This window comes from Roseovarius maritimus (assembly GCF_043355895.2).
GTDB lineage: Bacteria > Pseudomonadota > Alphaproteobacteria > Rhodobacterales > Rhodobacteraceae > Roseovarius > Roseovarius maritimus.
The window spans coordinates 46,822-72,330 of sequence record NZ_JBHFPF020000014.1 but is presented as its reverse complement, the minus strand read 5'-3'; the positions used below and the strand labels follow the sequence as shown (position 1 = coordinate 72,330).

General features: G+C 65.3%; 21 protein-coding genes and 1 pseudogene. 12 read left to right on the top strand and 10 right to left on the bottom strand.

The genetic code is table 11. The features are described from left to right. The 4 genes and pseudogenes from ACEWPM_RS17945 to ACEWPM_RS17930 all read right to left on the bottom strand — a co-directional run. Nucleotides 1-306, bottom strand: a pseudogene (locus ACEWPM_RS17945) (ABC transporter permease); the annotation flags it as partial. Continuing rightward, nucleotides 307-1,392 (bottom strand): ABC transporter ATP-binding protein, encoded by a 1,086-nt coding sequence (locus ACEWPM_RS17940; protein ID WP_420768105.1) that lies wholly within the window; start codon nt 1,390-1,392, stop codon nt 307-309. Nucleotides 1,393-1,460: 68 nt separating this feature from the next. Then, a complete protein-coding gene (locus ACEWPM_RS17935; protein WP_420768104.1) occupies nt 1,461-2,516 on the bottom strand; it encodes an ABC transporter substrate-binding protein in 1,056 nt (351 codons plus the stop codon). Between the two features lie 57 nt (nt 2,517-2,573). Then, nucleotides 2,574-3,896 carry an NAD(P)/FAD-dependent oxidoreductase gene (locus tag ACEWPM_RS17930; RefSeq protein WP_420768103.1) on the bottom strand — a complete coding sequence of 441 codons (1,323 nt, stop codon included), beginning with the start codon at nt 3,894-3,896 and terminating at the stop codon, nt 2,574-2,576. A 123-nt stretch (nt 3,897-4,019) separates the two neighbouring features. On the opposite strand from ACEWPM_RS17930, the gene ACEWPM_RS17925 reads away from it, so the two are divergent. After that, nucleotides 4,020-4,919, top strand: a complete 900-nt coding sequence (locus ACEWPM_RS17925; protein WP_420768102.1) for a LysR family transcriptional regulator — start codon at nt 4,020-4,022, stop codon at nt 4,917-4,919. 49 nt (nt 4,920-4,968) lie between these two features. Here ACEWPM_RS17925 and ACEWPM_RS17920 read toward each other — a convergent pair whose 3' ends face one another. Then, complete coding sequence (locus ACEWPM_RS17920) at nt 4,969-6,147, bottom strand: replication initiation protein (protein WP_420768101.1); 1,179 nt, start codon at nt 6,145-6,147, stop codon at nt 4,969-4,971. A 534-nt stretch (nt 6,148-6,681) separates the two neighbouring features. Between ACEWPM_RS17920 and ACEWPM_RS17915 the strand changes: the two genes are divergently transcribed. From ACEWPM_RS17915 to ACEWPM_RS17865, 11 genes are all read left to right on the top strand, one after another. Continuing rightward, entirely contained in the window at nt 6,682-8,076 is a 1,395-nt protein-coding gene (locus ACEWPM_RS17915) for an AAA family ATPase (protein WP_420768100.1), read from the top strand. Then, nucleotides 8,063-9,169: a ParB/RepB/Spo0J family partition protein gene (locus ACEWPM_RS17910; protein ID WP_420768099.1), complete on the top strand. Its 1,107-nt coding sequence runs from the start codon at nt 8,063-8,065 to the stop codon at nt 9,167-9,169. Before ACEWPM_RS17915 ends, ACEWPM_RS17910 begins: the two co-directional genes overlap by 14 nt. 192 nt (nt 9,170-9,361) lie before the next feature. Further along, nucleotides 9,362-10,003: a paraquat-inducible protein A gene (locus ACEWPM_RS17905; protein WP_420768098.1), complete on the top strand. Its 642-nt coding sequence runs from the start codon at nt 9,362-9,364 to the stop codon at nt 10,001-10,003. Further along, complete coding sequence (locus ACEWPM_RS17900) at nt 10,000-10,665, top strand: paraquat-inducible protein A (protein WP_420768097.1); 666 nt, start codon at nt 10,000-10,002, stop codon at nt 10,663-10,665. Before ACEWPM_RS17905 ends, ACEWPM_RS17900 begins: the two co-directional genes overlap by 4 nt. Continuing rightward, complete coding sequence (locus ACEWPM_RS17895) at nt 10,662-12,755, top strand: PqiB family protein (protein ID WP_420768096.1); 2,094 nt, start codon at nt 10,662-10,664, stop codon at nt 12,753-12,755. Before ACEWPM_RS17900 ends, ACEWPM_RS17895 begins: the two co-directional genes overlap by 4 nt. 4 nt (nt 12,756-12,759) lie before the next feature. After that, nucleotides 12,760-13,323 (top strand): PqiC family protein, encoded by a 564-nt coding sequence (locus ACEWPM_RS17890; protein WP_420768095.1) that lies wholly within the window; start codon nt 12,760-12,762, stop codon nt 13,321-13,323. Between the two features lie 107 nt (nt 13,324-13,430). Beyond that, on the top strand, nt 13,431-14,753 hold the full coding sequence (locus ACEWPM_RS17885; RefSeq protein WP_420768094.1) for an efflux RND transporter periplasmic adaptor subunit: 1,323 nt from the start codon (nt 13,431-13,433) through the stop codon (nt 14,751-14,753). Between the two features lie 54 nt (nt 14,754-14,807). Continuing rightward, nucleotides 14,808-17,912 carry an efflux RND transporter permease subunit gene (locus ACEWPM_RS17880; protein WP_420768093.1) on the top strand — a complete coding sequence of 1,035 codons (3,105 nt, stop codon included), beginning with the start codon at nt 14,808-14,810 and terminating at the stop codon, nt 17,910-17,912. A gap of 81 nt (nt 17,913-17,993) precedes the next feature. Further along, a complete protein-coding gene (locus tag ACEWPM_RS17875; protein WP_420768092.1) occupies nt 17,994-18,455 on the top strand; it encodes a (2Fe-2S)-binding protein in 462 nt (153 codons plus the stop codon). A gap of 3 nt (nt 18,456-18,458) precedes the next feature. Then, a complete protein-coding gene (locus ACEWPM_RS17870; protein ID WP_420768091.1) occupies nt 18,459-20,621 on the top strand; it encodes a xanthine dehydrogenase family protein molybdopterin-binding subunit in 2,163 nt (720 codons plus the stop codon). A 14-nt stretch (nt 20,622-20,635) separates the two neighbouring features. Then, nucleotides 20,636-21,229, top strand: a complete 594-nt coding sequence (locus tag ACEWPM_RS17865; RefSeq protein ID WP_420768090.1) for an Isoquinoline 1-oxidoreductase subunit — start codon at nt 20,636-20,638, stop codon at nt 21,227-21,229. On the opposite strand, the gene ACEWPM_RS17860 is transcribed toward ACEWPM_RS17865, so the two are convergent. From ACEWPM_RS17860 to ACEWPM_RS17840, 5 genes are all read right to left on the bottom strand, one after another. Continuing rightward, the gene (locus ACEWPM_RS17860) at nt 21,226-22,224 is read right to left on the bottom strand and encodes an LLM class flavin-dependent oxidoreductase (RefSeq protein WP_420768089.1); all 999 of its coding nucleotides are present in this window, start codon (nt 22,222-22,224) and stop codon (nt 21,226-21,228) included. The two genes, ACEWPM_RS17865 and ACEWPM_RS17860, sit on opposite strands and share 4 nt — an antisense overlap. A gap of 69 nt (nt 22,225-22,293) precedes the next feature. Beyond that, the gene (locus tag ACEWPM_RS17855; protein ID WP_420768088.1) at nt 22,294-23,100 is read right to left on the bottom strand and encodes a metallophosphoesterase family protein; all 807 of its coding nucleotides are present in this window, start codon (nt 23,098-23,100) and stop codon (nt 22,294-22,296) included. Continuing rightward, nucleotides 23,097-24,029, bottom strand: a complete 933-nt coding sequence (locus ACEWPM_RS17850; protein WP_420768087.1) for a diacylglycerol/lipid kinase family protein — start codon at nt 24,027-24,029, stop codon at nt 23,097-23,099. The genes ACEWPM_RS17855 and ACEWPM_RS17850 overlap by 4 nt, the downstream gene beginning before the upstream one ends. A 76-nt stretch (nt 24,030-24,105) precedes the next feature. Further along, nucleotides 24,106-24,837, bottom strand: coding sequence for an amino acid ABC transporter ATP-binding protein (locus ACEWPM_RS17845; RefSeq protein WP_420768086.1), 732 nt, complete (start codon nt 24,835-24,837; stop codon nt 24,106-24,108). Further along, nucleotides 24,834-25,508: an amino acid ABC transporter permease gene (locus ACEWPM_RS17840; protein WP_420768085.1), complete on the bottom strand. Its 675-nt coding sequence runs from the start codon at nt 25,506-25,508 to the stop codon at nt 24,834-24,836. Before ACEWPM_RS17840 ends, ACEWPM_RS17845 begins: the two co-directional genes overlap by 4 nt. Nucleotide 25,509: the final 1 nt, after the last annotated feature.

Sequence of the window (25,509 nt, the reverse complement as noted above, 5' to 3'; positions counted from 1 at the left end):
GAAATAGGCCAGCGGATAGCCGATCAGGATGCAAAGACCGGTGGTCAGCACACTGACCTGAAAGGTGGTGATGAAAATACGCATATAGGATTTGCGCTTGATCATCCGCTCGTAATTCTCCAGCGAGAAATTCCCGTCGGCGCCCACAAAGGACACGTAGAAGAGCCAGCCGACCGGGATCACCAGGATCACCAGCACCAGCAGCAGGGCGGGCGAACCGAGGCCGAAAAGCTTCCACCGCTCCATCCGCTCATCGCGGCGCAGACCGGCGGCGTGCAGATCGCCCGAGGTATCGGTCACCGCCATCTAGCTGCCCCCATCCGCGATAACGACTGTATCGGCCTTGTGCAGACCCAGTTTGACCGTATCCCCGGCGCGTGGCAGCCCGGCAAAGGTGCCTTCGCGGATCGCACCGCGCACGGCGATCTCGCTGCCGTCCCTGAGCCGCGCATAAAGCAGATAGCTTTCGCCCTGATAGACCAGCTCGGTCACGGTGACGTCAAAGACGTTGGTATCCTCGGGCGCCTCGTGCACCAGCAGCCGCGCCCGCTCGGGGCGCACCATCAGCAGCAGCGATTGCGCGTCGGGCACTTTGCCATCCATCTGCAGCGGCATGTCGCCGAACCTGACCCCTGCCCCGTCCCGCGTGACAGGCAGAAAGCTGGAATCGCCGATAAAGTCCGCGACGAACTTGTTTTCGGGCCGGTCATAGAGTTGCTGAGGCTTGGCCAGCTGCATGATCTTCCCATGGTTCACCACGGCGATCCGGTCGGACATGGTCAGCGCCTCGCGCTGGTCGTGGGTGACATAGACGGTGGTCATGCCCAGCTGTTCATGCAGGTGCCGCAGTTCGATCTGCATGCGGTCGCGCAATTTCTTGTCCAGCGCACTCAGCGGCTCGTCCATCAGCAAAATCCGCGGCTCGAACACGATCGAGCGGGCCAGCGCCACACGCTGTTTCTGCCCGCCGGACAGCTGCTCGATTCCGCGATCCCCGTAGCCGCCCAGCTGCACCAACTCCAGCGCGCGCTCGATCCGCTCGGACTGCTCGGGTTTCGGCACACCGCGCAGGCGCAGCGGATAGCCGACATTCCCGGCGACCGTCATATGCGGGAAAAGCGCGTAGTTCTGAAACACCATGCCGACGCCGCGCAAATGGGGCGCGGTGCGGATCATCTCGTCCTCGCCGAACTGGAGACTGCCGCAATCAGGCCGGGTAAAGCCCGCCAGCACCATCAGCAGTGTCGTCTTGCCCGAGCCTGAAGGGCCAAGCAGGGTCAGAAACTCGCCGCTTTTCACGTCCAGCGACACATCGTCCAGCGCATGCACGCGGCCATACGTCTTGGTTACGCCGCGCACGGTGATCGGCAGGGCTTCGGGTTTGGTATTCAATATCTTGCTCCCTCGTATCTTATTGGAATGCGGGCGGCAGAGGCCGCCCGCATCCAGCCCGAAGCCGATCACTCGGTCAGCATTTCCTGATACATCTCGGCTGCGATCTGCTCCCACTCGGCATACCACTCCAGCGAAATGGCCAGCTGCTTGGCCATGTTCTCGGGGGCCGATGGCAGGCTGGCCGCGACCTCGGCGCTGATCTCGCCGGTATCATAGGCGTCCGAGTTGGTCGGCCCGTAGGTGATGTATTTCGGCAGGTCGTCCTGATACTCGGCCTTCGAGATCTCGGCGATGAACTCCATCGCCAGATCCTTGTTGGGCGCGCCCTTGGGAATGGCGAAGCAGTCGTAGTCCAGCAGACCCTGATCAAAGTAATAGGACACTTCGGCACCATCCGCGGCGGCATTGTCAAAGCGGCCATTCCAGCCGGTCGACATGTCCACCTCGCCGTCCTTCATCAGCTGCGCCTGCTGCGCGCCCGAGGTCCAGAAGACCGCGATGTTCGGCTTGAGCTCGCGGATCTTGTCGAGCGCGCGCTCGATGCCGTCCTCGCTGCTCAGCTCGGCATAGACATCCTCGGGGGCCACACCCAGCGCCATCATCGCGGGCTCCAGCGCGCCCGAGACGGTGCCGCGATAGGCGCGGGAGCCGGGAAATTTCTCGGTGTCCCAGAAATCCGCCCATCCGCGCGGGCCCTCCTCGCCGAACTTCGCTGTCGAGAACGCGGGCACGACCGAGAATACATCGCCGCCCACGCAATACTCGCTATAGAATTCCTCGGGAAAGCTGCTGACGTCGATCACGTCATAATCCAGCGGCTCCAAGAGGCCCTCGGCCCCGGCGCGCGCCGCCGATCCCGATCCGCTGGCGACGACATCCAGCGTCACCTGCCCCGAGGAGACCTGCAGGCGCACATCCGACATGCCGCCATAGGTCTCTTGTTTGACGGTGTTTCCGGTCGCCGCCTCATAAGGCTCGAAGAGGGCCTTGCTCTGCGCCTCCTGGTACGAGCCGCCCCAGCTGGCCACGGTCAATTCCTTGCCCTCGGCGTTTGCCACAGGGGCCAGCGCGGTCGTGGCCATCAGGCCCGCCGCCACGGTCAATGCGATCTTGTGTTTCATCTTTCTCTCCTCTGTTGGTTAATGGCCCCGGTATTCCGGTGGCCCTTGGGGTCCGTCTTATCCTGCCATGGCGCGCCCCCTCTGCCGCGCGTCGTTCCAGCGATACCAGGCCACGGCAGCCGGCAGGAACCAGGGCCGCCCGGTGTAGAAGGGCCGCGTCGGAAAGGGCAGATCGTCAAACGCCGTGCGCCCCTCGACCAGGCCCAGCACCTTTTGCCCCATGCGCATGCCCAGATAGCTGGCCATCGACACACCCGAGCCGCAATAGCCCATGGCGTAATGCACACCCTCATGCGTGCCGGTATGGGCCAGCTCGTCAAAGGTATAGGCAACCGTGCCCATCCAGCTATGGCTGATGCGCGCGCCGCTCAGCTCGGGAAAGATGCGGCACATGTCCTTGTGCAGGCGCGGGCCGCTGATGCGCGTATCCGTCTCGGCGGCCGACACGCGGCCCCCAAAAAGGATGCGTGTGCGGTCCGGCGAGGCGCGGTAGTAATAGACCACCTTGCAGGTGTCGCTGGCGATCCGGTCGGTCGGAAACAGCCGGTCGATCAGACCCGGCTCCAACGGCTCGGTCGCGATGATGTAGCTGCCGATGGGGATGACCCGGCGCTGCTGCCAGGGCGTCGCGCCAGTGGTATAGCCGTTGGTCGCCACGATCACGTCGCGCGCCCGCACCACGCCGCGCGAGGTGCGCACCTCCTGCCCGGCGGGCCCCGAGGTGATGCCCGTCACCGGCGTCTGCCCCATGATTTGCGCACCTGCGCCAATCGCGCTGCGGATCAGGCCGTGCACATAGCGCGCCGGGTTCACCGCCGCATGGGCCGGGAAGAGGGCGGCGCCATGATAGGCGTCGGTGCCGAGCTCGCGCCGCTGCTCGGCGCGTGGGATCATGTGGACCTCGATGCCTTCGCTGCGGCGCAGCCCCTCGGCATCGCGCGCCAGCTCTTCATAAGCAGCGGGGGTGTGCGCCGCGTGAACCCGGCCCGCGCGGCGAAAATCGCAATCAATGCCCTCGGCCTCGATCCGCTCGCCCATCCACTCCAGCGCCTTGCGCCCCTCGGCCCGGATCGCCTGCGCGCGCTTCATGCCATGACGCGCCGCCAGCTTCTCCAGCGTCGGCTTGATCGACGTGCTGATCTGTCCACCATTGCGGCTGCTGCAGCCCCAGCCCGGCATCTCGGCCTCCAGCACCAGCGTGCTGCGCCCGCCCCGCGCCGTCTCGATCGCCGCATTGAGGCCGGTATAGCCCGACCCGACAATCACCACATCCACCTCGCGCGGCAGATCGACCGCCGGCACCTGGGGCGGCGTCTCTCCGTCCAGCCAGTAGGAGGTGCCGGACCAGTTCGGCATCCACAGATTCTCAATGCCGCTCATGCTGTTCTGCTTCCCGATCCTGTCCAACTGACCCAAGGTTAGGAAGCGGCCTTGAATTTAGCAATTCAATATGCGTAATAATTAATTTCGATTTCCTTATATAGACGAGGCCCCTCGCCGCCCATGCCGCTCAAGATCCGTCATCTCGAAGTCTTCAATGCCCTGTTCGAGGCCGGATCCGTCAGCAACGCGGCGCAGCGCCTCAACCTCACCCAGCCCGCCGTCAGCATCGCGCTCGGAAATCTGGAGGACGAGCTGGGCTTTCGCCTGTTTCACCGCAATCGCGGCTTTTTCGCCCCCACCGGCGAGGCGATGCAGCTGCGCGGCGAAATATCCCAAGGGCTCATGGCCCTCGCGCGGGTCGAGCAGCGCGCCGATGACATCCGCCAGGGCTGGGCCGGCGGGCTGAGCATCGCCACGAATGGCGCGCTGGCGATGAATTTCCTGCCGCAACTGATCGCGGATTTTCAGGCCGCACATCCCGGCACCCATATCGAGCTGCGCGTGCATTCCTCGCGCCAGATCGCCGATTGGACGGCAAGCGGGCAGGTCGATATCGGGCTGATCGACACGCCGGTGCCGGTCGCCGGGCTACAGGCCGAGGTGTTCGGCATGGAATGTCTATGCATAATGCAAGAGAGCGACGCGCTGACCGGCGAGAAGGTCATCACCCCCACCCATCTCGCCGGGCGCGGCATGATCGGGGTCAATGGCGATCACGTCACCGACCGCCAGTTGAAGCGTCTGATGATTGCCGCCGGGATGCCGCTACGCTACCGCGCCTTCAGCTATTACTACGCCATCGCGCGCGGCATGGTGGCAGCGGGCGGCGGCCTGGCCATCATCGACCCGATCAACGCGCGCGCCGCACTGCAGGACGGGGTGGTCTGGCGCCCCTTTGCGCCGCTGGTCCGACACGAGTCCGCGATGATCACCTCGCGTGATCATCCTCCCGCGCAGGGCGGCGCACAGATGCAGGATTTCCTGCGCCAACGCATCGCGCAATACTGCCTGCGCGGCTAAAGCGTGGCGCGCGTTTCGCGAAACGCTTGAGGCCCCCTGCCCTGCTGGCTCAACCCTCCTCGATCCCGTCATAAAGGCTCGGATCCATCTCGTGCCAGAATTCCAGGATCGCCCGCGCGTTCAGCGCAGACATCCAGCCGAAGCGCTCAAAATCGGCGCGCGCCGCCGCATCCTCGATCCGGTTGGCAAACAGGCGCTTATCCGCATCGCGCTGCGTCGGCGTGCGCGCCTGCGCGGCGGCCTGCATCCGGCCCAGCTTCTGCGCGCGGGCGCTGCCGGGTCTGGCCTCGGGCGCGGGCGCGCCGTAGTCATTGGACAGCGCGGCACTCAGGTAGCCCACCATGCTGCCCACATTCTTGCGCCCCGCAACATATTCCAGCTTGGCCTCCACCTGATCCTCGCCATGGGTGGTCAGCCATTGCCGCGCCAGACGGTCGCTGACGCCCAGATCGCGCAGCCGCGCATAGACCGGTCCGTGCCGCGCCGCCGCACCGTCGTCCAGATCCAGAATGGACAGCTGCGGATTCTCCTTGATCAGGAACCGAATATCGGTGACCGTCCTGCCCCGCTTGCGCGTCTCGGGCGTGATCACGATATTGCTCGTCTTGTTCACCTCGGCAACCGCCGGCTTGATGACCTTGGCATTCAGATGCTTGAAACTCTCGTAATAGCTCGACCCTTCGAGGCCCATCAGCCGCCGGAAGATCTCCATCGACCACCAGCCGGTGCTGCCCGTGCGGATGAAACGATAGCAATTCTCATACAGCGCCAGCGCATGACCGCTGGTGAAGCGGCGCTGGATATTTAGGTTGATGAGCGCAAAGACCTTGGGATCGTGCAGCTTGTCCGCCAGCGCGGGGGAATAAGCGTATTCGCAAACGCCGTTCTTCAGCGTCGCATAGCTGAGCAGGCTGGAGACGCCCCATTCCTGCTGGCCCGAGGCATCCAGCATGTCCCACTCTGCCACAGTCTCTGCAAGGCCCTTCAGAGACTGTTTCAGCGTCGCCGTGTCATTCGAGTTATACCCGATCATGAGGCAGAGCGTGCCCGCGTCGATCTGGTGACTGCGCTGCGTCGTCAACGTGTCATAGGCGTTGAGCAAGAGCACGTTTGACAGCTTGCGCTGCAGCAGAGACAGCTTGCCCGACACATGGATCGCCGCCACATGTTTCTTGACCGCTGCGCGCCGCAGCGAGCCTGTCAACTGGTCACGGGGAATGTCATTCATCGCTCGCCCTCGTTTTTTTCTGTCAGTATGACCCGAAAGGCACCTGCGATCAATCCAAGATCGGGTGCTTTATAACGCTGCTCAGCCCATCGGGCCGGTCCCGCAGATGGGTTCCTTTCAGCACTTTTTGTGCTGCTTCGCGCCGTTGAGGCACCCGTTTACGGGGCAATCCTTAATGGATATTCACCAGACCGCGCGCTGAAAGAGCCGAAACAGGGTCTAACCGCATCCTGGCACCCTTGATCCTGCGAATCGGACCCGAATCCCCCGAATCCGGGCACCCTTGCCCCCGCAAACAGGCGCCTTTGGTCCTGTATTCGGGCACCGAAATGCTCTTACGGCTATGATATTAAAAGATTTAATTGGCTCAAAGACCTTAAATTCTCTCAAAGACTCTACAACTTTGATGCCGCTTTTCTCTATCGAGATCGAGATTTTACAGGGAAATCCCAATCATTGATTCACTGCAGCCCCACGATATGCCATAGATCGGGGTAAATCATGCAAAACAGCGAACATCGCAGAGGCAATGCAATGACCACAGGCAAAGAGCCCCTCCCCCCCTATTTCAACATCGACCCGGCGGCGGCCGCCGCCAAGCTCTCGGATCCTATCGACACCGCCCGATTCGCAAAAGCCGCGGCCTTCGCCAGCAAAGGCCGCCAGGACCTCGCCCGGCGCGGCTATGCTCCTGACGGCAAGAAGCGCCTGCGCCGGTTCTCGACCTGGGAGATCTGCAAATATTTGATCCCCGTCGCCCCCGCCCATTTCCGCCGCGTCCTGAAGAAGCACCCCGACCTGCCCCAGGGCACCGGCGAAGGCAATTCCAAATGGTTCTCTCTGGAGGACGTGCTGCGCTTGCGTCAGCACTTCGCCGCCGAGGGCGCGTCGGGCCGTGAATACTTGCCCTATCGGCCCGAGGGCCTGCCCGCCAAGATCGTTGCCGTCTCAAACTTCAAGGGCGGCACGTCCAAGACCACGACGACCGCGCATCTGGCCATGTCCGCCGCTCTCGACGGCTATAAGGTGCTAGTGGTAGATCTGGACAGCCAGGGCTCGCTCACCTCGATTATGGGGGGTGACGTGCCGGATGAGTGGTCGACCGCCTTCCCGCTTCTGGCCAAGGATTACGCCAAGGCCGTGCAAGCCGAGAACATTGTGCGCGAGGCCTCGGGCGAGCCCCCCCTGCCCTTTGACGAAACGCTGACCGAGGCGCTGGGGGTTTCGCCGCGAAACGTCATCCAGGGCACGCATTGGCCCAATATCGACCTTCTGGGCGCGCAACTGAATCTCTATTGGGCGGAGTTCCAGATTCCGGTCTGGCGGATGGGTCTGCGCAGCTGGCCGCTCTGGGATGCGCTGACCAATGCGCTGACGGGCGAAGCTGTGGTGGACGACTACGATATCATCTTCCTGGATACACCTCCTGCGCTGGGATACCTGACGATCAATGCCCTGGCCGCTGCCGATATCCTGCTGGTGCCGCTTGGCGCGTCCTTCCTTGAATTTGACAGCACCGGCCGGTTTTTCGATATGCTGTATTCGACATTCGCCAGTGTCGAAGAGGGCGAAAATGCCGCGCGTCGCCGCGATGGCCTGCCCGAGATCGGCTTTGAATGGGATGCGGTCCGCGCGATCATAACCCGCTTCGATGCCAACCAGCAGACCGATCTGGCCAACGTCATTCAGGCCTATTTCGGCGATTTCATGACGACCTACCGGCAGGAAATGACTGCTATGGTCGGCCAGGCGGGTGAGCAGGTGAATGGCATCTACGAGGCCGATTATCGCGAGTTCAACCGCGATACCTATGTGCGCGGGCGCGAGACTTTCGATCGGACATGGGCTGAGGTTAAGGAATTGATCATAGGTACGTGGTACCGTGACGACGCAGCGCGCAGGCAGGAGGCGGAAAATGGCAAAGCGTAAGAAGCTTGAGGCACCAAGCCCGGAGGATATGAGCCGGTTCGAGGATGAGTTTCGCCGCGAAACCGCGGGCCGGCCGCCGCTGGGCCAGGGCGCGCCGATCGCGCAGGTGGCGGGGGATGCGGCGCAGCAGATCCAGACCGCCAGCGCCGAGATCCGGGCGGGGCAGGCCCGCGTTGCGGCGGAGTTGAGGGCGCTGGATGCGGCGCGCGATTCGGGCCTTCTGATGGCCGAGTTGCCACTGGCCGAAATCGAGCCTGACGCCATGGTGCGCGACCGGATCGATCTGGCCGAGGATGAGATGACCGAGCTGCGCCACTCCATCGCCGCCAACGGCCTGCGCCTGCCCATCGAAGTGTTCGAGCTGGCCGAGCCGACACCGGACGGGACCAAATACGCGCTGATCTCGGGCTACCGGCGTTTCATGGCGGTACGCGCCCTGCAGGAACTGACGGGGCAGGAAAAATACGCGACGATCCGGGCGATCATGCGCCCCCGAGGCGAGGCGGATGGTGCCTTTGTGGCGATGGTCGAAGAGAACGAGGTGCGCGCGCAATTAACGCCGTTCGAGCGGGGGCGCATCGCGGTGATCTCGGCCCAGCAGGGGGCCTTTGTCAATGTCGAGGAAGCGGTTGACCGCCTTTATGCAACAGCCTCCAAGGCCAAGCGCAGCAAGGTGCGGTCCTTCGCCATGATCTTCGAAGAGCTGGGCGACATGCTGACCTTTCCCGAGGCGCTGAGCGAGAAGCGGGGATTGCGGCTGGCACAGGCGCTGCGCACTGGCGGTGATGCGGCGCTGCGCGAAGCTCTGGCGCGGCGCGTGCCTGAAAACCCCGAGCAGGAATGGGCGACAGTGGAATCCGTGATCGCGCACTCTGATGACACGCCTCCTAGCCGCGCGCGCGGCGGCCGGCCCAGGCGGGCCCCGGTTGCGGGCTGGCAGGGGGCTGACGTGCTGCACACAAGCGCGGGGATCACGATCCGCAAGATGCGCGACGAGCGGGGGTATGTCCTGCGATTCGAAGGTGGCAAGCTGGATGATGACCTGATGGATTCGCTGATGGTCGAAATCCAGTCCCTGCTGGACAAGCCGTGAGGTTTCGCCGCGAAACCAAGAGGTGCTGTTGCTAAACCAACCCGAAATTCTGCACGGGGCCTCCTTATTTCACCGTGAAAACAGTGATTTATGCAAAATCGTCCATCGTGCGCTGCTCCTTGACACATGAGGCGGGCCGCCACCGCGGCTACCGCTTGCGGTCCGCGTCCAGTGCGACGACAATGGCGCGCTATGACGCAAACCGACCATACGGCCCAGGCAGGCCCGACCGATCCGCTGGAACGGCTGATCGCCTGCCCGCATTGTGATCTCGTCTATTCCGTACCGCAGGTGCAAAAGGACGAGCGCGCCTATTGCGAGCGCTGCCACACCGTTCTGATCGCGCCGCGCAACAAGGCAGGCAAGTGGCTGATCGCCATGTCGGCCAGCATCCTGATCCTGATCACCGGGGCGATGTTCTTTCCGTTTCTGTCGATCGGGGCAGGGGGGCTGACCCATGGCACGTCCATCATCCAGACCAGTTTTGCCTTCACCGGGGCGCTGGCCGTTCTGGCGCCGGCCATTCTGGCCTTCATCATCATTATTCCGATGATCCGATTGTCATTGCTGATCTACGTGCTGGTCCCCGTCATTCAGGACAAGCCGCCGGCGCCTTTCGCGCGCCATGCTTTTCGGCTGGCCGAGGATCTGACGCCCTGGTCCATGGCCGAGATCTTTGCCATCGGCTGCGCCGTCGCGCTGGTCAAGCTTAGCGATATGGCCGAGGTCAGCCTTGGCCCCGCCGCCTGGATGTTCGCGATCCTGATGATCGTCGTCGTGGCCACCGACGTGCTGATGTGCCGCTATTCGATCTGGAAGTCGCTCGACCCATGAAAACAGCCAAGGAGATGAACCTGATCGGGTGCAAGCGCTGCACCCGCGTGTCGCCGGACGGCACTCAGATTTGCCCCCGCTGCGGCGGCAAGATCCAGTCGCGCGATCCGATGTCGCTGCAAAAGGTGATGGCGTGGTGGCTCTTGGGCGTTGCCTGCTACATCCCCGGCAACCTCTACCCGATGCTGGAGACCAAGACCCTCGTCAGCACGCAAAGCAACACGATCATCGGTGGCGCGGTCGATCTGGCCCATCATGGGGCATGGGGCGTTGCCTTCATCATCCTCTTGGCCAGTGCCGTCATACCGGTGGGCAAGTTCGTGATCATTCTGGGCCTGGTGATCGGGGTGAGGCAGGGGCCGCAGATTTCGGACGGTCTGCGCCAGAAGCTCTATGAGATCGTGGAATATATCGGCCGCTGGTCGATGATCGACGTTTTTGTCGTGGCGGTCCTGTCGTCGCTGGTACAGCTTCAGACGCTCGTGAATATCACACCCGGACGGGCGAGTATATTTTTCGCCTTGTCGGTCATCTTTACCATGATATCTGCACAGAACTTCGACAGTCGGCTGATATGGGACACTGGGCGCCGGCCCGTGTCGCCCAATCCCGCCCCATCCGGTGCGGACCGGACCGGCGCAGAAAAGGAACATACGGCGTGACACAGACCGACAGCACACCGCCCCCGCCTCCGGTCAAATCGGCGGGCAAGAGCCCGTTCCGGCGGGTTTCGATCATCTGGGTGGTGCCCCTGATCGCGCTGGTCGCGGTGCTGGGCGTCGCCATCAAGACCTATCTGGACCGCGGCCCGCTGATCGAGATCGCGTTCGAGAATGCCTCGGGCATCGCGGCGGGCTCGACCGAGCTGCACTACCGCGACGTGACCGTGGGCATGGTCGAGGAGGTCGGATTCTCCCAAGGGTTGGGCAGCGTGCTGGTCTCGGTTCGGTTGAATGCCGATGTGGCCGAGTACGTCGACGACGAGGCGCAGTTCTGGGTCGTGCGCCCCGAGGTGACGGCGCAAGGCGTTTCGGGGCTTGATACCGTTCTGTCGGGCGTGTTCATCGAGGGTATCTGGGACAGCGAGCCGGGCGGGCTGGCCGGGCAGTTCGAAGGGCTGCCCGATGCGCCGCTCAAGCGTCTCAACAAAGAGGGTGTCTTGCTGACGCTGCGGGCGGGGCAGGGGGTGTCGCTGACCGAAGGGGCGCCGATTCTCTATCAGGGGATCAATGTCGGCCAGCTGGGCAAGACGTCGATCAGCCAGGATGGCAGCACCGCCGAGGCCGAAGCGATCATCTTTGCCCCGCATGACCGGCTCATCGACACTGCGACGCGGTTTTGGGACACATCCGGCTTCTCTTTCTCGCTGGGGCCGGGGGGCGCGGCGCTGGATTTCTCGTCCATCGCGTCGCTGATTTCGGGTGGCGTCACCTTTGGCACGATGGTGTCGGGGGGCGAGCCGCTGCAGCCGGGCGCGACGATCACCGTTCATCCGGACGAGGCCACGGCCAGGGCCAGCCTCTTTGCCGGCGACGAGGGCGAGACGCTGAACCTCTCGGCCGTCTTCGAAGAAAACATCGCGGGCCTCGCGGTCGACGCGCCGGTCGAGCTGGCCGGTCTGAACATCGGCCGCGTCAGCGCGCTGAACGGTCTGGTCGATCCCGAGCGCTTTGGCGACAACCGCGTGCGCCTGCTGGCGACGCTGGCGATCCAGCCGGGCAAGCTGGGCTTGGAGGGCGACCAGAACGCCGAGACGGCGCTGGACTTCCTGTCCGATCGGGTGCGCGACGGCCTGCGCGCGCGGCTGGCCACCACGTCGATCCTGACGGGCGGGCTGAAAGTCGAGCTGACCGAGATCGAGGGCGCCGCGCCTGCCGAGTTGGAGGAGATGGGCGATAGCGGCCCGCGCATCCCCACGACGCAAAGCGATATCGCCGATGTGTCGGCCACGGCCGAGGGGGTATTCCAGCGGATCAACGATTTGCCGGTCGAGGAAGTGATGAACCAGGCAATCAATTTGCTGGGTAATATCAATGCCTTGATCACCAGCGAGGGGGTGCGCGACGCGCCCGAGAACCTCAACGGCCTTCTGGCCGATGCGCGCGGCGTCATCAATTCCGAGGATGTCCGCGCCCTGCCGGGGCAAATGAACGCCGCGATCGACCAGCTGGCCACGCTGATCGAGGGCTTTAACGAAGCCGCCCTGTCCGAGCGTCTGGGCAAGGCGCTGGACGATGCCGCCGCGGCGGCGCAGGGCGTCAATTCGGCGGTCGAGGGCGTGCCTGACCTGATCGCCCGGATCGAGGGCGTGGCCAGCAATATCGAGGAGGTCGCCATCGACCAGATGGCCGATCAGGTGACCGAATTGCTGACCACCGTCGACAGTTTCCTCAACCAGCAAAGCACGCGCGAGCTGCCCGATAGCCTGAATGGCGCGCTGGACGAGCTGAGCGCCGTACTGGTGCAGCTGCGCGAGGCGGGCGTGGTCGAGACAGCCAAGGATACGCTGAACTCGGCCAGCAATGCCGCCGATACCTTTGCCGAGGCCAGCCGTGATCTGCCCCGCCTGATCGAGCAGGCGCGCCTTGTCCTTGCGCAGGCGGGCACCACCATAGAGGGCTACCAGACCAATAACGGTTTGGGACGCGACGCGCGCAACGCGCTGCGCGAGGTCGAGCGCGCGGCGCAGGCGGTATCGTCTCTGGCGCGAGCGATTGAGCGCAATCCCAACTCCTTGCTGACAGGACGGTAACGACATGATGAAAACTGGATCCATCGCCATTCTGGCCGCGCTTGCCACCCTTGCCGGATGCGGCTCCACCGAGGAGCGTGTGGCCGTGCCGCGCGCGGATGTCGGCGCGACGCAGCGTATCTCCTACGGCTCGGTCTCGCTGCGCGAGGTGTCCCTGCCGACCTATGCGGCCTCCGAGGAAATCTGGGTGTCCGGCCCTGAAGGCAAGATCGTCGCCGGCGATGGCCTGCTCTGGGCAGATGATCCGGGCCGCGCCATCACGCTGGAGCTGACGCGCTATCTGGCGCAGATCACCGGTGCGCGGGTGGCGAGCGAGCCCTGGCCATTCCTTGACCGGCCCGAGGCCGAGGTCGAGCTGCGGATCGAGGAAATGCTGGCCTATGCCGATGGCACGTTCCGCATGTCGGGGCAGTATTTCGTCGCGCCCGACAATGGCCGCGACCGCGCGCGCCTCTTCTCGCTGGCGGTGCCGATCACGGGCGAGTTCAGCGCGCAGGATATCGCATCGGCGCGCGGTGCGGTGATGCGCCAGCTGGCGCGCGAGATCGCGGCGAACGGCCTGCGCTGAGGGCGCGTGGCCCTTCTTCGATTACCTGTGGCGCCCCCTTGTGAACCGGAGAGTTTAGACTATTGTCCGGCGCAATTCCGCCTGTTGCCGATTGGACCCGTGATTTGATGCTGCATTTCAGACCCATCCTACCCCTGATCCTGATCGCCGCCGGTCTGGCCGCGCCGGCCTTGGCCCAACAGGGGGACCGCCCTCCGCCTGCCGTCACTGTTGTCACCGTCAAGGCCAGCGATGTGGATCTGACCTCGACCCTGCCGGGCCGCGTCGTTGCCTCGGCCGAGGCGGAGGTGCGCCCGCAGGTGGCGGGCATCATCACCGAGCGCCTCTTTGACGAGGGGGGCCGCGTCGAGGCGGGCGATGTGCTCTACCGGATCGACCCGGCCAGCTATGACGCCGCCGTGGCGCAGGCCCGCGCTGCGGTGGCGCAGGCGCAGGCGCAGGTCAAGGCGACCGAGCGCGAGGCGGGGCGGCTGGAGACGCTGAGCGAGCGCAACGTGGTGAGCGAGCAGGCGCTGGACAGCGCGATTGCCGCCCGCGACGGCGCGGTTGCCAGCCTGCAGGCCGCCGAGGCACAGTTGAAATCGGCCGAGATCGAGCTGGACCGCACCGAGATCCGCGCGCGCCTCTCGGGCGAGATCGGGCGCTCGATGGTCAGCCCCGGCGCGTTGGTCACGGCCAGCCAGCAGACGCCGCTGGCCACGGTGCGCAATATCGATCCGGTCTATGTGGACGTGACGCAATCCGCCGCCGAGCTCTTGGATTTCCGGCGCGGCAACATGGGCGCGCGGATAGGGGAGGGCGCGCAGGAGGTGCGCCTGACGCTGGCCGATGGGACCGAATTCGAGCAGACCGGGATGCTGACCGCCGCCGAGCCGGTGGTCAATCCGCTGACCGGCGTCGTCGTGCTGCGCATGGAATTCGCCAATCCCGACAAGCTGTTGCTGCCCGGCATGTATGTGCAGGCCGAGATGCCCAACGGGATCGCCCGTGGCGGCATTCTGGTCCCGCAGGAGGGGATCAGCCGCAACCGGCGCGGCCAGCCCACCGCGCTGGTGGTGAATGCCGATGGCGTGGTCGAGCAGCGCGTTCTGACGGTGCTGCAGGATCGCGGGCAGGACTGGGTGGTCAGCGAGGGGTTGCAGGATGGCGACCGCGTTGTCGTGACCGGCCTGCAAAAGGCCGTGCCCGGCGCGACTGTCGCTCCGAAGGAGCGCGCAGAAGAAGTTCCGAAGGAGCGCGCAGAAGAAGTTCCAAAGGAGCGCGCAGAAGAAGCTCCGGAGGAGCGCGCCGCGCCGGAGGCCGAGCCTGAGACGGCCACTGAGACCGCCACTGAGGCCGAGCCTGCTGGAGAGCCAAGCGCCGAGCCGGATACCGAGCCAAGCGCCGTTCCCGGCGATGCCGAAAACGCCGCAGAACAGCCCGCCGAATGATGCGGCCCCGCGCCGCATCCCATCTGACCCGATCCTGACCGGAGCGCCCCACGCATGGCCCGTTTCTTTATCGACCGACCGATCTTTGCCTGGGTCATCTCGATCTTCATCATGGGGATCGGCATTCTGTCCATCGTGACGCTGCCCGTTGCGCAATATCCGCAGATCGCGCCGCCGACGGTGTCGGTCAGTGCCGCCTATCCCGGCGCCAGCGCCGATACGGTGGCCAATACCGTGACGCAGGTGATCGAGCAGCAGATGACCGGCCTTGATGGGCTGCGCTACATCTCGTCCAGTTCGACCAGTGCGGGCGGGGCCAGCATCACCCTGACCTTCGAGACGGGGACGGACCCCGACATCGCGCAGGTGCAGGTGCAGAACAAGCTGGCGCAGGCGACGGCCCTTCTGCCCGAGCCGGTGCAGCGGCAGGGCGTGACGGTGCAGAAATCCTCGTCCGGGTTCCTGATGGTGATCGCGCTCATCGCCGAAAGCGGCGGGTATGACGCGACCGATCTGGGCGACTATCTGGAAACCAACATGGTGAACGAGCTGAGCCGTGTTGACGGGGTGGGCAATGTGCGCGTCTTCGGCGCGCAATACGCCATGCGCATCTGGCTGGACCCTTCCAAGCTGGCCGCGTTCGAGCTGACGCCGGCGGATGTAGTGCGCGCTGTTCAGGCGCAGAATGCACAGATCTCGGCCGGTGAATTCGGCTCGCGGCCCGCCGTCGAGGGGCAGGTTCTGAACGCGACGATCACGGCGCAATCGCTGCTTACGACGCCCGAGGATTTCCGCCAGATCGTGATCCGGGCCGAGACGGATGGCGGCCTTGTCCTGGTCAATGACGTGGCGCGGGTGGAAATCGGGGCCGAGAATTACGGCACCATCTCGCGCTTCAATCAGCAGGCGGCCTCGGGGCTGGCTATCAGTCTGGCGCCCGGCGCCAATGCGCTGGACACGGCGACGGCGGTCGAAGAGCGCGTGGAGGAGCTGGCGCAGTTCTTTCCGGAGGGGATCGAATATGTGATCCCCTATGACACGACGCCCTTCGTCGAGATCTCGATCGAGGAGGTGGTCAAGACGCTGATCGAGGCGATCATCCTCGTTTTCTTCGTGATGTATCTGTTCCTGCAGAACCTGCGCGCGACGCTGGTTCCGACGCTGGCGGTGCCTGTGGTCCTCTTGGGCACGTTCGGGGTGCTGTCGCTGATGGGCTTTTCGATCAATACGCTGACCATGCTGGCGATGGTTCTGGCCATTGGTCTGCTGGTGGATGACGCCATCGTGGTGGTCGAGAACGTCGAGCGGATCATGGAGCAGGAGGGTCTCAGCCCCAAGGAGGCGACGCGCAAGTCGATGGACCAGATCACCGGCGCGCTGATCGGCATCGGCGTGGTGCTGTCGGCGGTCTTTGTGCCGATGGCGTTCTTTCCCGGCTCGACCGGGGTGATCTATCAGCAGTTCTCGGTCACGATCATCTCTGCCATGGCGCTGTCGGTGCTGGTGGCGCTGACGCTGACTCCGGCGCTCTGCGCGACGATGCTGAAATCCAAGGATCATGGCGGGCACAAGCGCGGCCCCTTGGCCTGGTTCAATACCGGCTTTGACAAGGTGCTGGGCGGCTATGCCGCCACCGTCGGCGGCATCGTGAAGCGGCCCGTGCGGCTGGGTATCGTGTACCTGATCATCGTCGCGGTGATGGTTGGCCTTTTCATGCGCACGCCGCAGGGTTTCCTACCCGAAGAGGATCAGGGCATCCTCTTCACGCTGATCCAGGGTCCGACCGGCACCACGACCGAGCAGACGCTGGACGTGGTCAAGCAGGTCGAGGAGTATTTCCTGACGCAGGAAAGCGACGTTGTGCAGAGTGTATTCGGCGTGGCGGGGTTCAGCTTCTCGGGGCAGGGGCAGAACCTGGGGATCGCCTTCGTGCGGCTCAAGGACTGGAAAGAGCGCGAGGCGGCGGGGACCAGCGTTCAGGCGCTGGCCGGGCGGGCCTTTGGCGCGTTCAGCCAGATCGAGGGCGCGATGGTCTTTCCCATCGTGCCGCCATCGGTGATCGAGCTGGGGAACGTGTCGGGCTTTGACTTCTACATTCAGGCGCGCGGCGGGCAGAGCCATGAGCAGCTCCTGGAGGCGCGCAACCAGATGCTGGGCATGGCGGCGGAAAGCCCGCTGATCGCCAGCGCGCGGCCCAACGGGCTGGAGGATGCGGCGCAGTTCAACCTTGATATCGACTGGCGGCGCGCCGGGGCGATGGGCGTATCAGCTACCGATGTGGGCAGCCTGCTGAGCACCGCCTGGGCCGGGCAATATGTCAACGATTTCGTCGATGAGGGCCGGATCAAGCGGGTCTATGTGCAGGGCGAGGCGGATGCGCGCGCCGTGCCCTCGGATATCGAGAAATGGCGCGTGCGCAACGCCAGCGGCGGGCTGGTCCCGTTTTCGAACTTTGTCGACGCGTCCTGGACCTACGGACCGCAGGGCGTGAACCGCTATAACGGCGTGCCCGCGATGCAGATCCAGGGCTCGCCCGCGCCGGGGGTGTCCACCGGCGACGCCATTGCCGAGATCGAGCGGCTTGCCCAGCAACTGCCGCCCGGTTTCCAGATCTCGCTGACCGGTCTGTCGCTGGAAGAGCAGGAATCGGGCAGTCAGGCGCCGCTGCTTTACGGACTGTCCCTGGCGGCGATCTTCCTGGCTCTGGCCGCGCTCTACGAGTCGTGGTCGATTCCCTTTGCGGTGATGCTGGCCATGCCCGTGGGCGTTGTCGGCGCGCTGGGAGGCGCGTGGCTGGGCGGGTTCGAGAACGGGGTCTTTTTCCAGGTGGGCCTGCTGACGGTGATTGGCCTGACCGGCAAGAACGCGATCCTGATCGTGGAATTCGCGCGGGATAAACGCGAGGCGGGCGAGAGCATATACGAGGCCGCCGTCGATGCCGCGCGCCAGCGTTTCCGCCCCATCCTGATGACCTCGATGGCCTTCAGCCTTGGCGTGCTTCCGCTGGTCCTCAGCACCGGGGCCGGCTCGGGCGGACGGACGGCCATCGGGTCGGGGGTATTGTCGGGCACGATCACCGGCACCGTGCTGGGCGTTCTCTTCGTGCCGCTCTTCTTCGCGATGATCGCCCGGCTGGGGCGCAAGAAAAAAGCCGCCTAAGCGCAGGGGGGTGGACGCGCCCCCCCTCGCCATCCTTTGGCCGAGCGCTACCTTTTGCCGCACAAGCCAAAGGAGAGCCCCATGGCCATTTCATTGACCGTCAACGGCAACGCCGTGACGCTGGACGCCGACCCCGAGACACCCCTGCTGTGGGCGCTGCGCGACGAGTTGCGGCTGACCGGGACGAAATTCGGCTGCGGCATTGCGCAATGCGGTGCCTGCACCGTGCTGCTGGACGGCATGACCCGCCGGTCCTGCGTCACGCCCATCGGCACGCTGGAGGGCGCGGATGTGCGCACCATCGAAGCATTGGAAGGCGCCGAGGCCGAGGCTGTCCAGGCCGCCTGGGTCGGGATCAACGTGCCGCAATGCGGGTATTGCCAATCGGGGCAGGTGGTGGCCGCGACGGCCCTGCTGCAAGAGGTGCCTAAACCCACTGATGAGGATATCGACAACGCGATGGCCGGCAATATCTGCCGCTGCGCGACCTATGCCCGTATTCGCCAGGCGATCCGCCAGGCGTCCGACAGTCTGGAGGGCTAAGCCATGCATCCGAGCATCAAGAAATTGACCGCCCCGCGCCCCACGCGGCGCGGATTTCTGGCCGGGTCCGCCGGTCTGGTTCTGGGCCTCTACCTTGCGCCCAAGGCGCGGGCGAGCGCCACTGGTGAGGGCTATGCCCCCAATGCCTTCGTTCGGATCGCGCCTGATGACAGCGTGACCGTTCTGGTCAAGCATATCGAGATCGGGCAGGGGGCCAATACCGGCCTGCCCATTCTGGTGGCCGAGGAGATGGATGCCGACTGGTCCCAGATGCGGGCCGAGCAAGCGCCGGTGGATCCCAGCCGCTATGTGAACACCGCCTTTGGCGTGCAGGGCACGGGCGGCTCGACCGGCCTGTCGAACAGCTACATGACGATGCGTCAGGCGGGCGCGGCGGCGCGCGCGATGCTGGTTGCCGCGGCGGCTGATGAGTGGGGCGTGCCGGCGGGCGAGATCACCGTTACCAAGGGCGTGGTGGCGCATGAGGGCAGCGGCCAATCCTCGGGCTTTGGCGCGCTGGCCGAGGCGGCGGCAGGAATGCCGGTGCCGGAAAATCCCGCGCTGAAGGATCCGGCGGAGTTCACCCTGATCGGGGGCGAGGGGGTAATGCGCCTCGATGCCGAGGCCAAGACCAATGGCAGCGCGCAGTTTTCCATCGACGTCTACCGCGAGGGGATGCAGGTGGTCGCCATGGTCCATCCGCCCAAATTCGGCGCGGTGGTGGCGTCATTCGATGGCAGCGCGGCGATGGAGATCGCAGGTGTCAGCGCCGTGCGGCAGGTGCCATCGGGCATCGCCGTCTATGCGGGCAATACCTTTGCCGCCTTCAAGGGCCGCGATGCGGTGACGGTCGAATGGGACGAGAGCGGGGCCGAGACGCGGTCCTCGGACGAGATCGCCCGCGTCTTTGCCGAGGCGGCGCGTGCCCCTGGCAAGGTGGCCGAGGCGGCGGGCGATGTGGATACGGCGCTGGAGAATGCGGCCGAGGTGATCGAGGCCGATTACCTCTTTCCCTACCTCGCCCATGCCGCGCTGGAGCCGCTGGACGGCGTGATAGAGCTGCGCGAAGACGGCGCCGAGGTTTGGGCCGGGGAGCAGATCCCGACGATCAGCCGCCAGGCGATGGGCGGCGTTCTGGGCATGGAGCCGGGCAAGATCGAGATGCATACGATGTTCGCGGGCGGCAGCTTTGGCCGCCGGGCGACGCCGGACAGCCATTTCGCCGCCGAGCTGGCCAATGTCGCCAAGGCGGCGGGGCAGGGCGCCTACAAGCTGGTCTATACGCGCGAGAATGACATGCAGGCGGGCTATTACCGCCCGCTGACGGCGCATCACCTCAAGGCGGGGCTGGACGCCGATGGCAACATCACCGCCTGGCTGAACACCGTGGCCAACCAGTCGATCATCGCGGATACGCCCTTTGCCATGATGATGAAGGACGGGCTGGATCCTACCTCCTACGAGGGGTCGAACGATCTGGCCTATGATCTGCCCAATACCCGGCTGAGCTGGGCGCAGATGGATGCAGGGGTGCCAACGCTCTGGTGGCGCTCGGTCGGGCATACGCATACGGCCTACGCGGTCGAGACGTTTCTGGACCGGGTGCTGGAGGCCGGGGGCAATGATCCGGTGGAGGGCCGCATGGCCCTGATGCGCGAGGACCGGCCCCGCGATGCCGCAGTGCTGAGCCGGGTGGCCGAGATGGCCGGATGGTCCGGTCCCGGCATGGGCGACAAGCGCATGGGCGTCGCCGTGGTGCGCAGCTTCGGCAGCTATGTCGCACAGATCGTCGAGGTCGAGGACCGGGACGGCAGCCCGCATGTCACCCGCGTCTGGTGCGCGGTGGATTGCGGCCTGGCGGTCACGCCCGACGTGGTGCGCGCGCAGATGGAGGGTGGCATCGGCTTTGGCCTTGGCTCCATGCTGCATGATGAGATCACGTTGGATGAGGGCGGCCGTGTGAGGCAGTCCAATTACGACGGCTACCCCATGCTGCGCATCGGCGAGATGCCGCAGATCGAGGTGTCGATCATTCAGAGCGAGGAGAACCCGACGGGCGTGGGCGAGCCGGGCACGCCGCCCATCGCGCCCGCCGTGGCCAATGCGTGGCGCGCCCTGACCGGCAAGATGCCCTACAGGCTTCCCTTTGCGCGGGGGGCGGCATGATGCGGATGTCTGCCATGATGAAGCCCGCCCTGTTTGCCCTGCCTTTTCTGGCGCTGCCCGCGCTCGCCGGGGATCTGGCCGCGCCGGGCAGCTTTGCCGGGATCGAGGACGAGGGCGCGCGCGCGGCCGCGATCTTTACCGAGATGGGCAAGGTGCTGCAGCATCCGCGCTGCCTGAATTGCCACCCGGTTGATGGCTCGCCCCGGCAGGGGGATGATCTGGCGCTGCACCAGCCGCCGGTCGTGCGCGGCGGGCCTGCGGGCTTTGGCGCGCCGGGGATGCGCTGCATCACCTGCCATGGGGCAGAGAACGTGGCCTATGTTGGCGCCGAAGGGTCGGTGCCGGGGCATCAGCCATGGCATCTTGCGCCGCTGTCGATGGGGTGGATTGGGCTGACCCTGCCCGAGATCTGCGCGCAGATCAAAGATCCCGAGCGCAATGGCGGCAAGAGCCTGGCCGAGTTGCAGGACCATAACGCCAATGACGGATTGGTCGGCTGGGGCTGGGAGCCGGGCGAGGGGCGCGAACCTGCGCCAGGCAGTCAGGAGCGGTTCGGCGCGCTGACGCAAGCCTGGATCGACGCCGGGGCAGGGTGCCCCAGCGGCTAGGCGGCCTCGGCCTTGGCCATGTCCGACAGCGCCTCGGCGGCGATCTGGAAGGATCGCTGCCGGGCATCGGGATCGTGGATCTGGCCTGTCAGGATCATCTCATCGGGGGCGTAGCGCGCTTGCATATCCTCAAGGGCGCTGCGCACCGACGCCTTGCTGCCGGTCGCGGTGACACGCAAGGCGTGGTTCACGCCGCGGGTCATGTCGGGGCCGATGGCGGCCTCGATATCCTCGACCGGGGCGGGCAGTTTGCCGGGCTTGCCGGTGCGCAGGCGGGCGAAGGCCTGCTGCATCGAGGTGCGCAGGTACGCGCCCTCGGCATCGGTGTCCGCGGCAAAGATGTTGGCGGCCAGCATGAAATAGGGCCGTTCCAGATGCTCGGACGGCTGGAACCGGTCGCGGTAGATCTCCAGCGCCTGATCCAGCGCGTCGGGCGCGAAATGCGAGGCGAAGGCATAGGGCAGGCCCAGATGGGCGGCCAGCTGCGCACCGTAAAGGCTGCTGCCCAGGATCCAGACGGGCACATGCGTGCCCTGGCCGGGATGGGCGGCAACGGGCGCGCCGGGGCGCGCATCGCCCAGATACTGGATCAGCTCCATCACATCCTCGGGAAAGCGGTCCTGTTCCAGCCCGCGGCGCAGCGCCCGCGCGACCGCCATGTCGCCACCGGGCGCGCGGCCAAGGCCCAGATCGATCCGGCCCGGATGGATAGTGGCAAGCGTGCCGAACTGCTCGGCAATCGCCAGCGGCGCATGATTGGGCAGCATGATGCCCCCCGCGCCGATGCGCATGGTCCGGGTCGCGTCCGCGATATGGCCGATCAGCACCGAGGTCGCGGCGCTGGCGATGCCGGGCATGTTGTGATGCTCGGCCAGCCAATAGCGGTGATAGCCCCACCCCTCGGCCTTTTGCGCAAGGGAGACGGAATTGGCGATGGCGGTGCGGGTATCGCTGCCCTCGGCGACGGGGGCGAGATCGAGAACGGAGTAGCGCATGGCGGCCTCTTTTTGAAGTCCGGTTACGGTTAATCTGGGGGCGGCGGCGCCTTGGTGCAAGGCTGCGGATCAGCGTGCGGGGATCAGCGCCCAGCCAGTTCCGTCCGCGCCGAACCGGCGGGATTCGACGATATCGAACGCCTTGTCGCCCATCCCGGCCGCATAGCGCGTGACGGTGATGGCATCGGGCGCGGTCTCGATCAGGTTGAAATCATTCTCCTCGCCGCGCAGCCGGGTCGAGAGGCCCGTGCCCGCATGGACCTGCAGCACCGCGCGCCGCCCGTCGCGATGCGCAAAGGGCGCGGCGCGCCAGCTGTGCAGATGCCCGGTCAGGACCAGATCGGCCCCCAGCTCGGCAAGCCGGTTGGCGGCGCGCTCGGCCCCGCGCATCGGCTTTTTCTTGTCGGTCGCGCGATGCTCCAGCGGATGATGCGCGACGATCACGCGGGTGCGCGGGCCGGCCTCATCAAACGCGCGGGCGATGCGGGCCAGCGCCGAGCGGGTGAAACGCCCGCTTTGATGGGCAAAGCGGTTGACCGTGTTGACGCCCAGCACGACCATGCCGTTGTCGATATGCTCGGGCTCCAGATCCTGCGAGATGATGCGGCGGTAGTTGCGCCAGGGGTGCAGGATGCGGCTGATCGGGTCATGCAGCGGGATGTCGTGATTGCCGGGCACGACCAGCGCGGGCGCGTCCAGCGCGTCGATGAAGGCCTGCGCCTCGCGGAACTGGGCCGAGCGGGCGCGCTGTGTCAGATCGCCCGAAATGGCCACCAGATCGGGGGCAAGCGCGTTGATCTGCTGTTTCAGCGGGTCCAGCAATTCGGGCCGGGCACGGCCGAAATGCAGATCGGAAAGGTGCAGGATCCGGCTCATCTGGTGCCGGCCTGCCTGTCTTCTGGGACGATGACGGTCAGCTCATCCTCCAATGCGCGCAGGCCAAAGGGGGCACGCATCCGCGCCCGCTCGCCATCGCAGGCCACGTCGCATCCGCGACGGTCGGTCTGGATGTCGATGCGGTCGGCGGCGATCAGGCGAAACTCGACACCCTGCTGCGCGCGGCCCATCGCCAGCGCCAGCGCGTTGCGCAGCATTCCCCAGCGGCCCGTATCGGGCGCCACGAAAAGCGCGATCTGCCCCTTGGCGATATTGTCGCGCCCCTCCAGCCCCATCTCGTTCAGCTGAAAGGCGTTGTTGACGGCGAAGGCCAGCGGCGTGCGGTGATGCGTGGTCTGCCCGTTCGCCTCGATGGACAGTTTCAGAGGGCGGCGCAGTGTGACCAGCGTGATCAGCACGGACCAATAGGCGGCCACGCGGCTGCGGCCCCATTTGCGATAGGTCTCTTCGCGGGTGCGCAGGATGGCGGGGTAGGCGCCGAGGCTGGCATTGTTCAGGAAGGTGCGGCCATTGATGGTACCGATGCGCACGGCGCGCTTTGCCCCGGTGGCGATGAGGTGCGCGGCCTCTTCGACCTCTTCGGGGATATCCAGCGAGCGGGCGAAATAGTTGAACGTGCCCAAGGGGATGATGCCCATTGGCGTCCCCTTTCCGCGCAGGACGCCTGCAATGCCCGCGATGGTGCCGTCGCCGCCCGCCGCGACGATGATATCAAAGCCATCGTCAAGCGCGCCGCCCGCCGTTTCCTCGATCTGATCGCCCTTGGCCATCATGCGGATCTCGGCGTGCCCTCCCGCCTCGCGAAAGGCGGCGTCGATGCGCGCGCGCGCGCTCTTCGCATCATTCTTGCCCGAGCCGGCATTCATCAGCACGCAGATACGTGGCTGGGTTTTGGTCTGATCATTCATCTGCGCGGAGCCCCTCTTGCAGCGGATCAACTGCGGCGGGGCCGGGATGTTCCACGGCAATGGCGAGAAAGCCCGGTCACGCGACGCGGCGCAGGAAGGCGCGAGTGCGCGCGTCCTGTGGATTGCCCAAGAGCTGCTCGGGCGGGCCCTGCTCAATGATGCGGCCGCCGTCCATGAAGAGGATACGGTCCGCGATCTCGCGCGCGAATTGCATCTCGTGGGTGACGATCAGCATGGTCTGGCGCGTCTCGGCCAGCGCGCGCATGAGGTCCAGCACCTCGCCCACCCATTCGGGATCGAGCGCGCTTGTCGGCTCGTCGAAGAGCAGGAGTTCGGCGTCCAGCGCCATCGCCCGGCCAATGCCGACGCGCTGTTGCTGACCGCCCGAGAGGGCGGCGGGATAGGCGTCTGCCTTGGCCTCCAGCCCCGTCTCGCGCAGGATCTGGCGGGCGCGTTTCTCAGCCTCGCTGCGGCTTTGGCCTTTGACGGTGATCAGCGCCTCGGTGATGTTCTGCAGCGCCGTCTTGTTGGCAAAAAGCGCGTAGTTCTGAAAGACAAAGCCGGTGCGGCGGCGCAGGCCGAGGATGTCCTTCTTGGTGGCATTCGCGGCATCGACAGTCAGATCGCCGATGGTGATGCGGCCCTTGTCCGGTGCATCGAGGAAATTGAGACAGCGCAAGAGCGTCGATTTGCCGGTGCCTGACGGGCCGATCACGACGATGCGCTCGCCCGGCTGGATGTCGAGGCTGATATCGTCCAGCACGGTGTTGCTGCCGAAGCTTTTGGAGAGGTTTTGGATATGGATCATCGCGCGTGCGCCTTGTTAAGCCATGTCTCCAGCCGGCGCTGCCCCCATGACAGCGCCTCGACCAGAATCCAGTAGATCGCGGCGACCACCAGGAAGGCCTCGAAATAAAGGAAGCTACCGGCCGCCTCCTTTTGCGCCGCGCCCATGAGTTCGGTCACGCCCAGCGTGAAGGCCAGCGAGGTGCCCTTGACCATGTCGATGAAGTAATTGACCAGCGTCGGCGCCGCGACGCGGGCCGCCTGCGGCAGGATGATGCGGCGCATCAGCTGGCCCTGGGTCATGCCGATGGCCTGGCCCGCCTCCCATTGGCTGCGATCGACGCCGAGGATGGCCGCGCGGATGCTCTCGGCCATATAGGCCGAGAAATGCAGCGTCAGCCCCATGATCGTCGCCGTCACCCCGTTGATCTGGGTGAGGAAGGACAGCATCTGTGGCAGGCCGAAATAGAAGAGGAAGAGTTGCACCAAGAGCGGCGTGCCGCGAAAGAAGCTGATGAAGAGGCGCACGAGCCAGTCGAGGACCGGCACCTGCGCCACGCGCTCGACCGCCATCAGCGCGGCCAAGACCAGTGCAAAGACCATGCCCACCCCCGCCATGAAGAGCGTGAGCGGGACATAACCCAGCAGCACCGGGATCAGCCCCAGCATGTAGTCCAGATCGAGCGCGCGCATG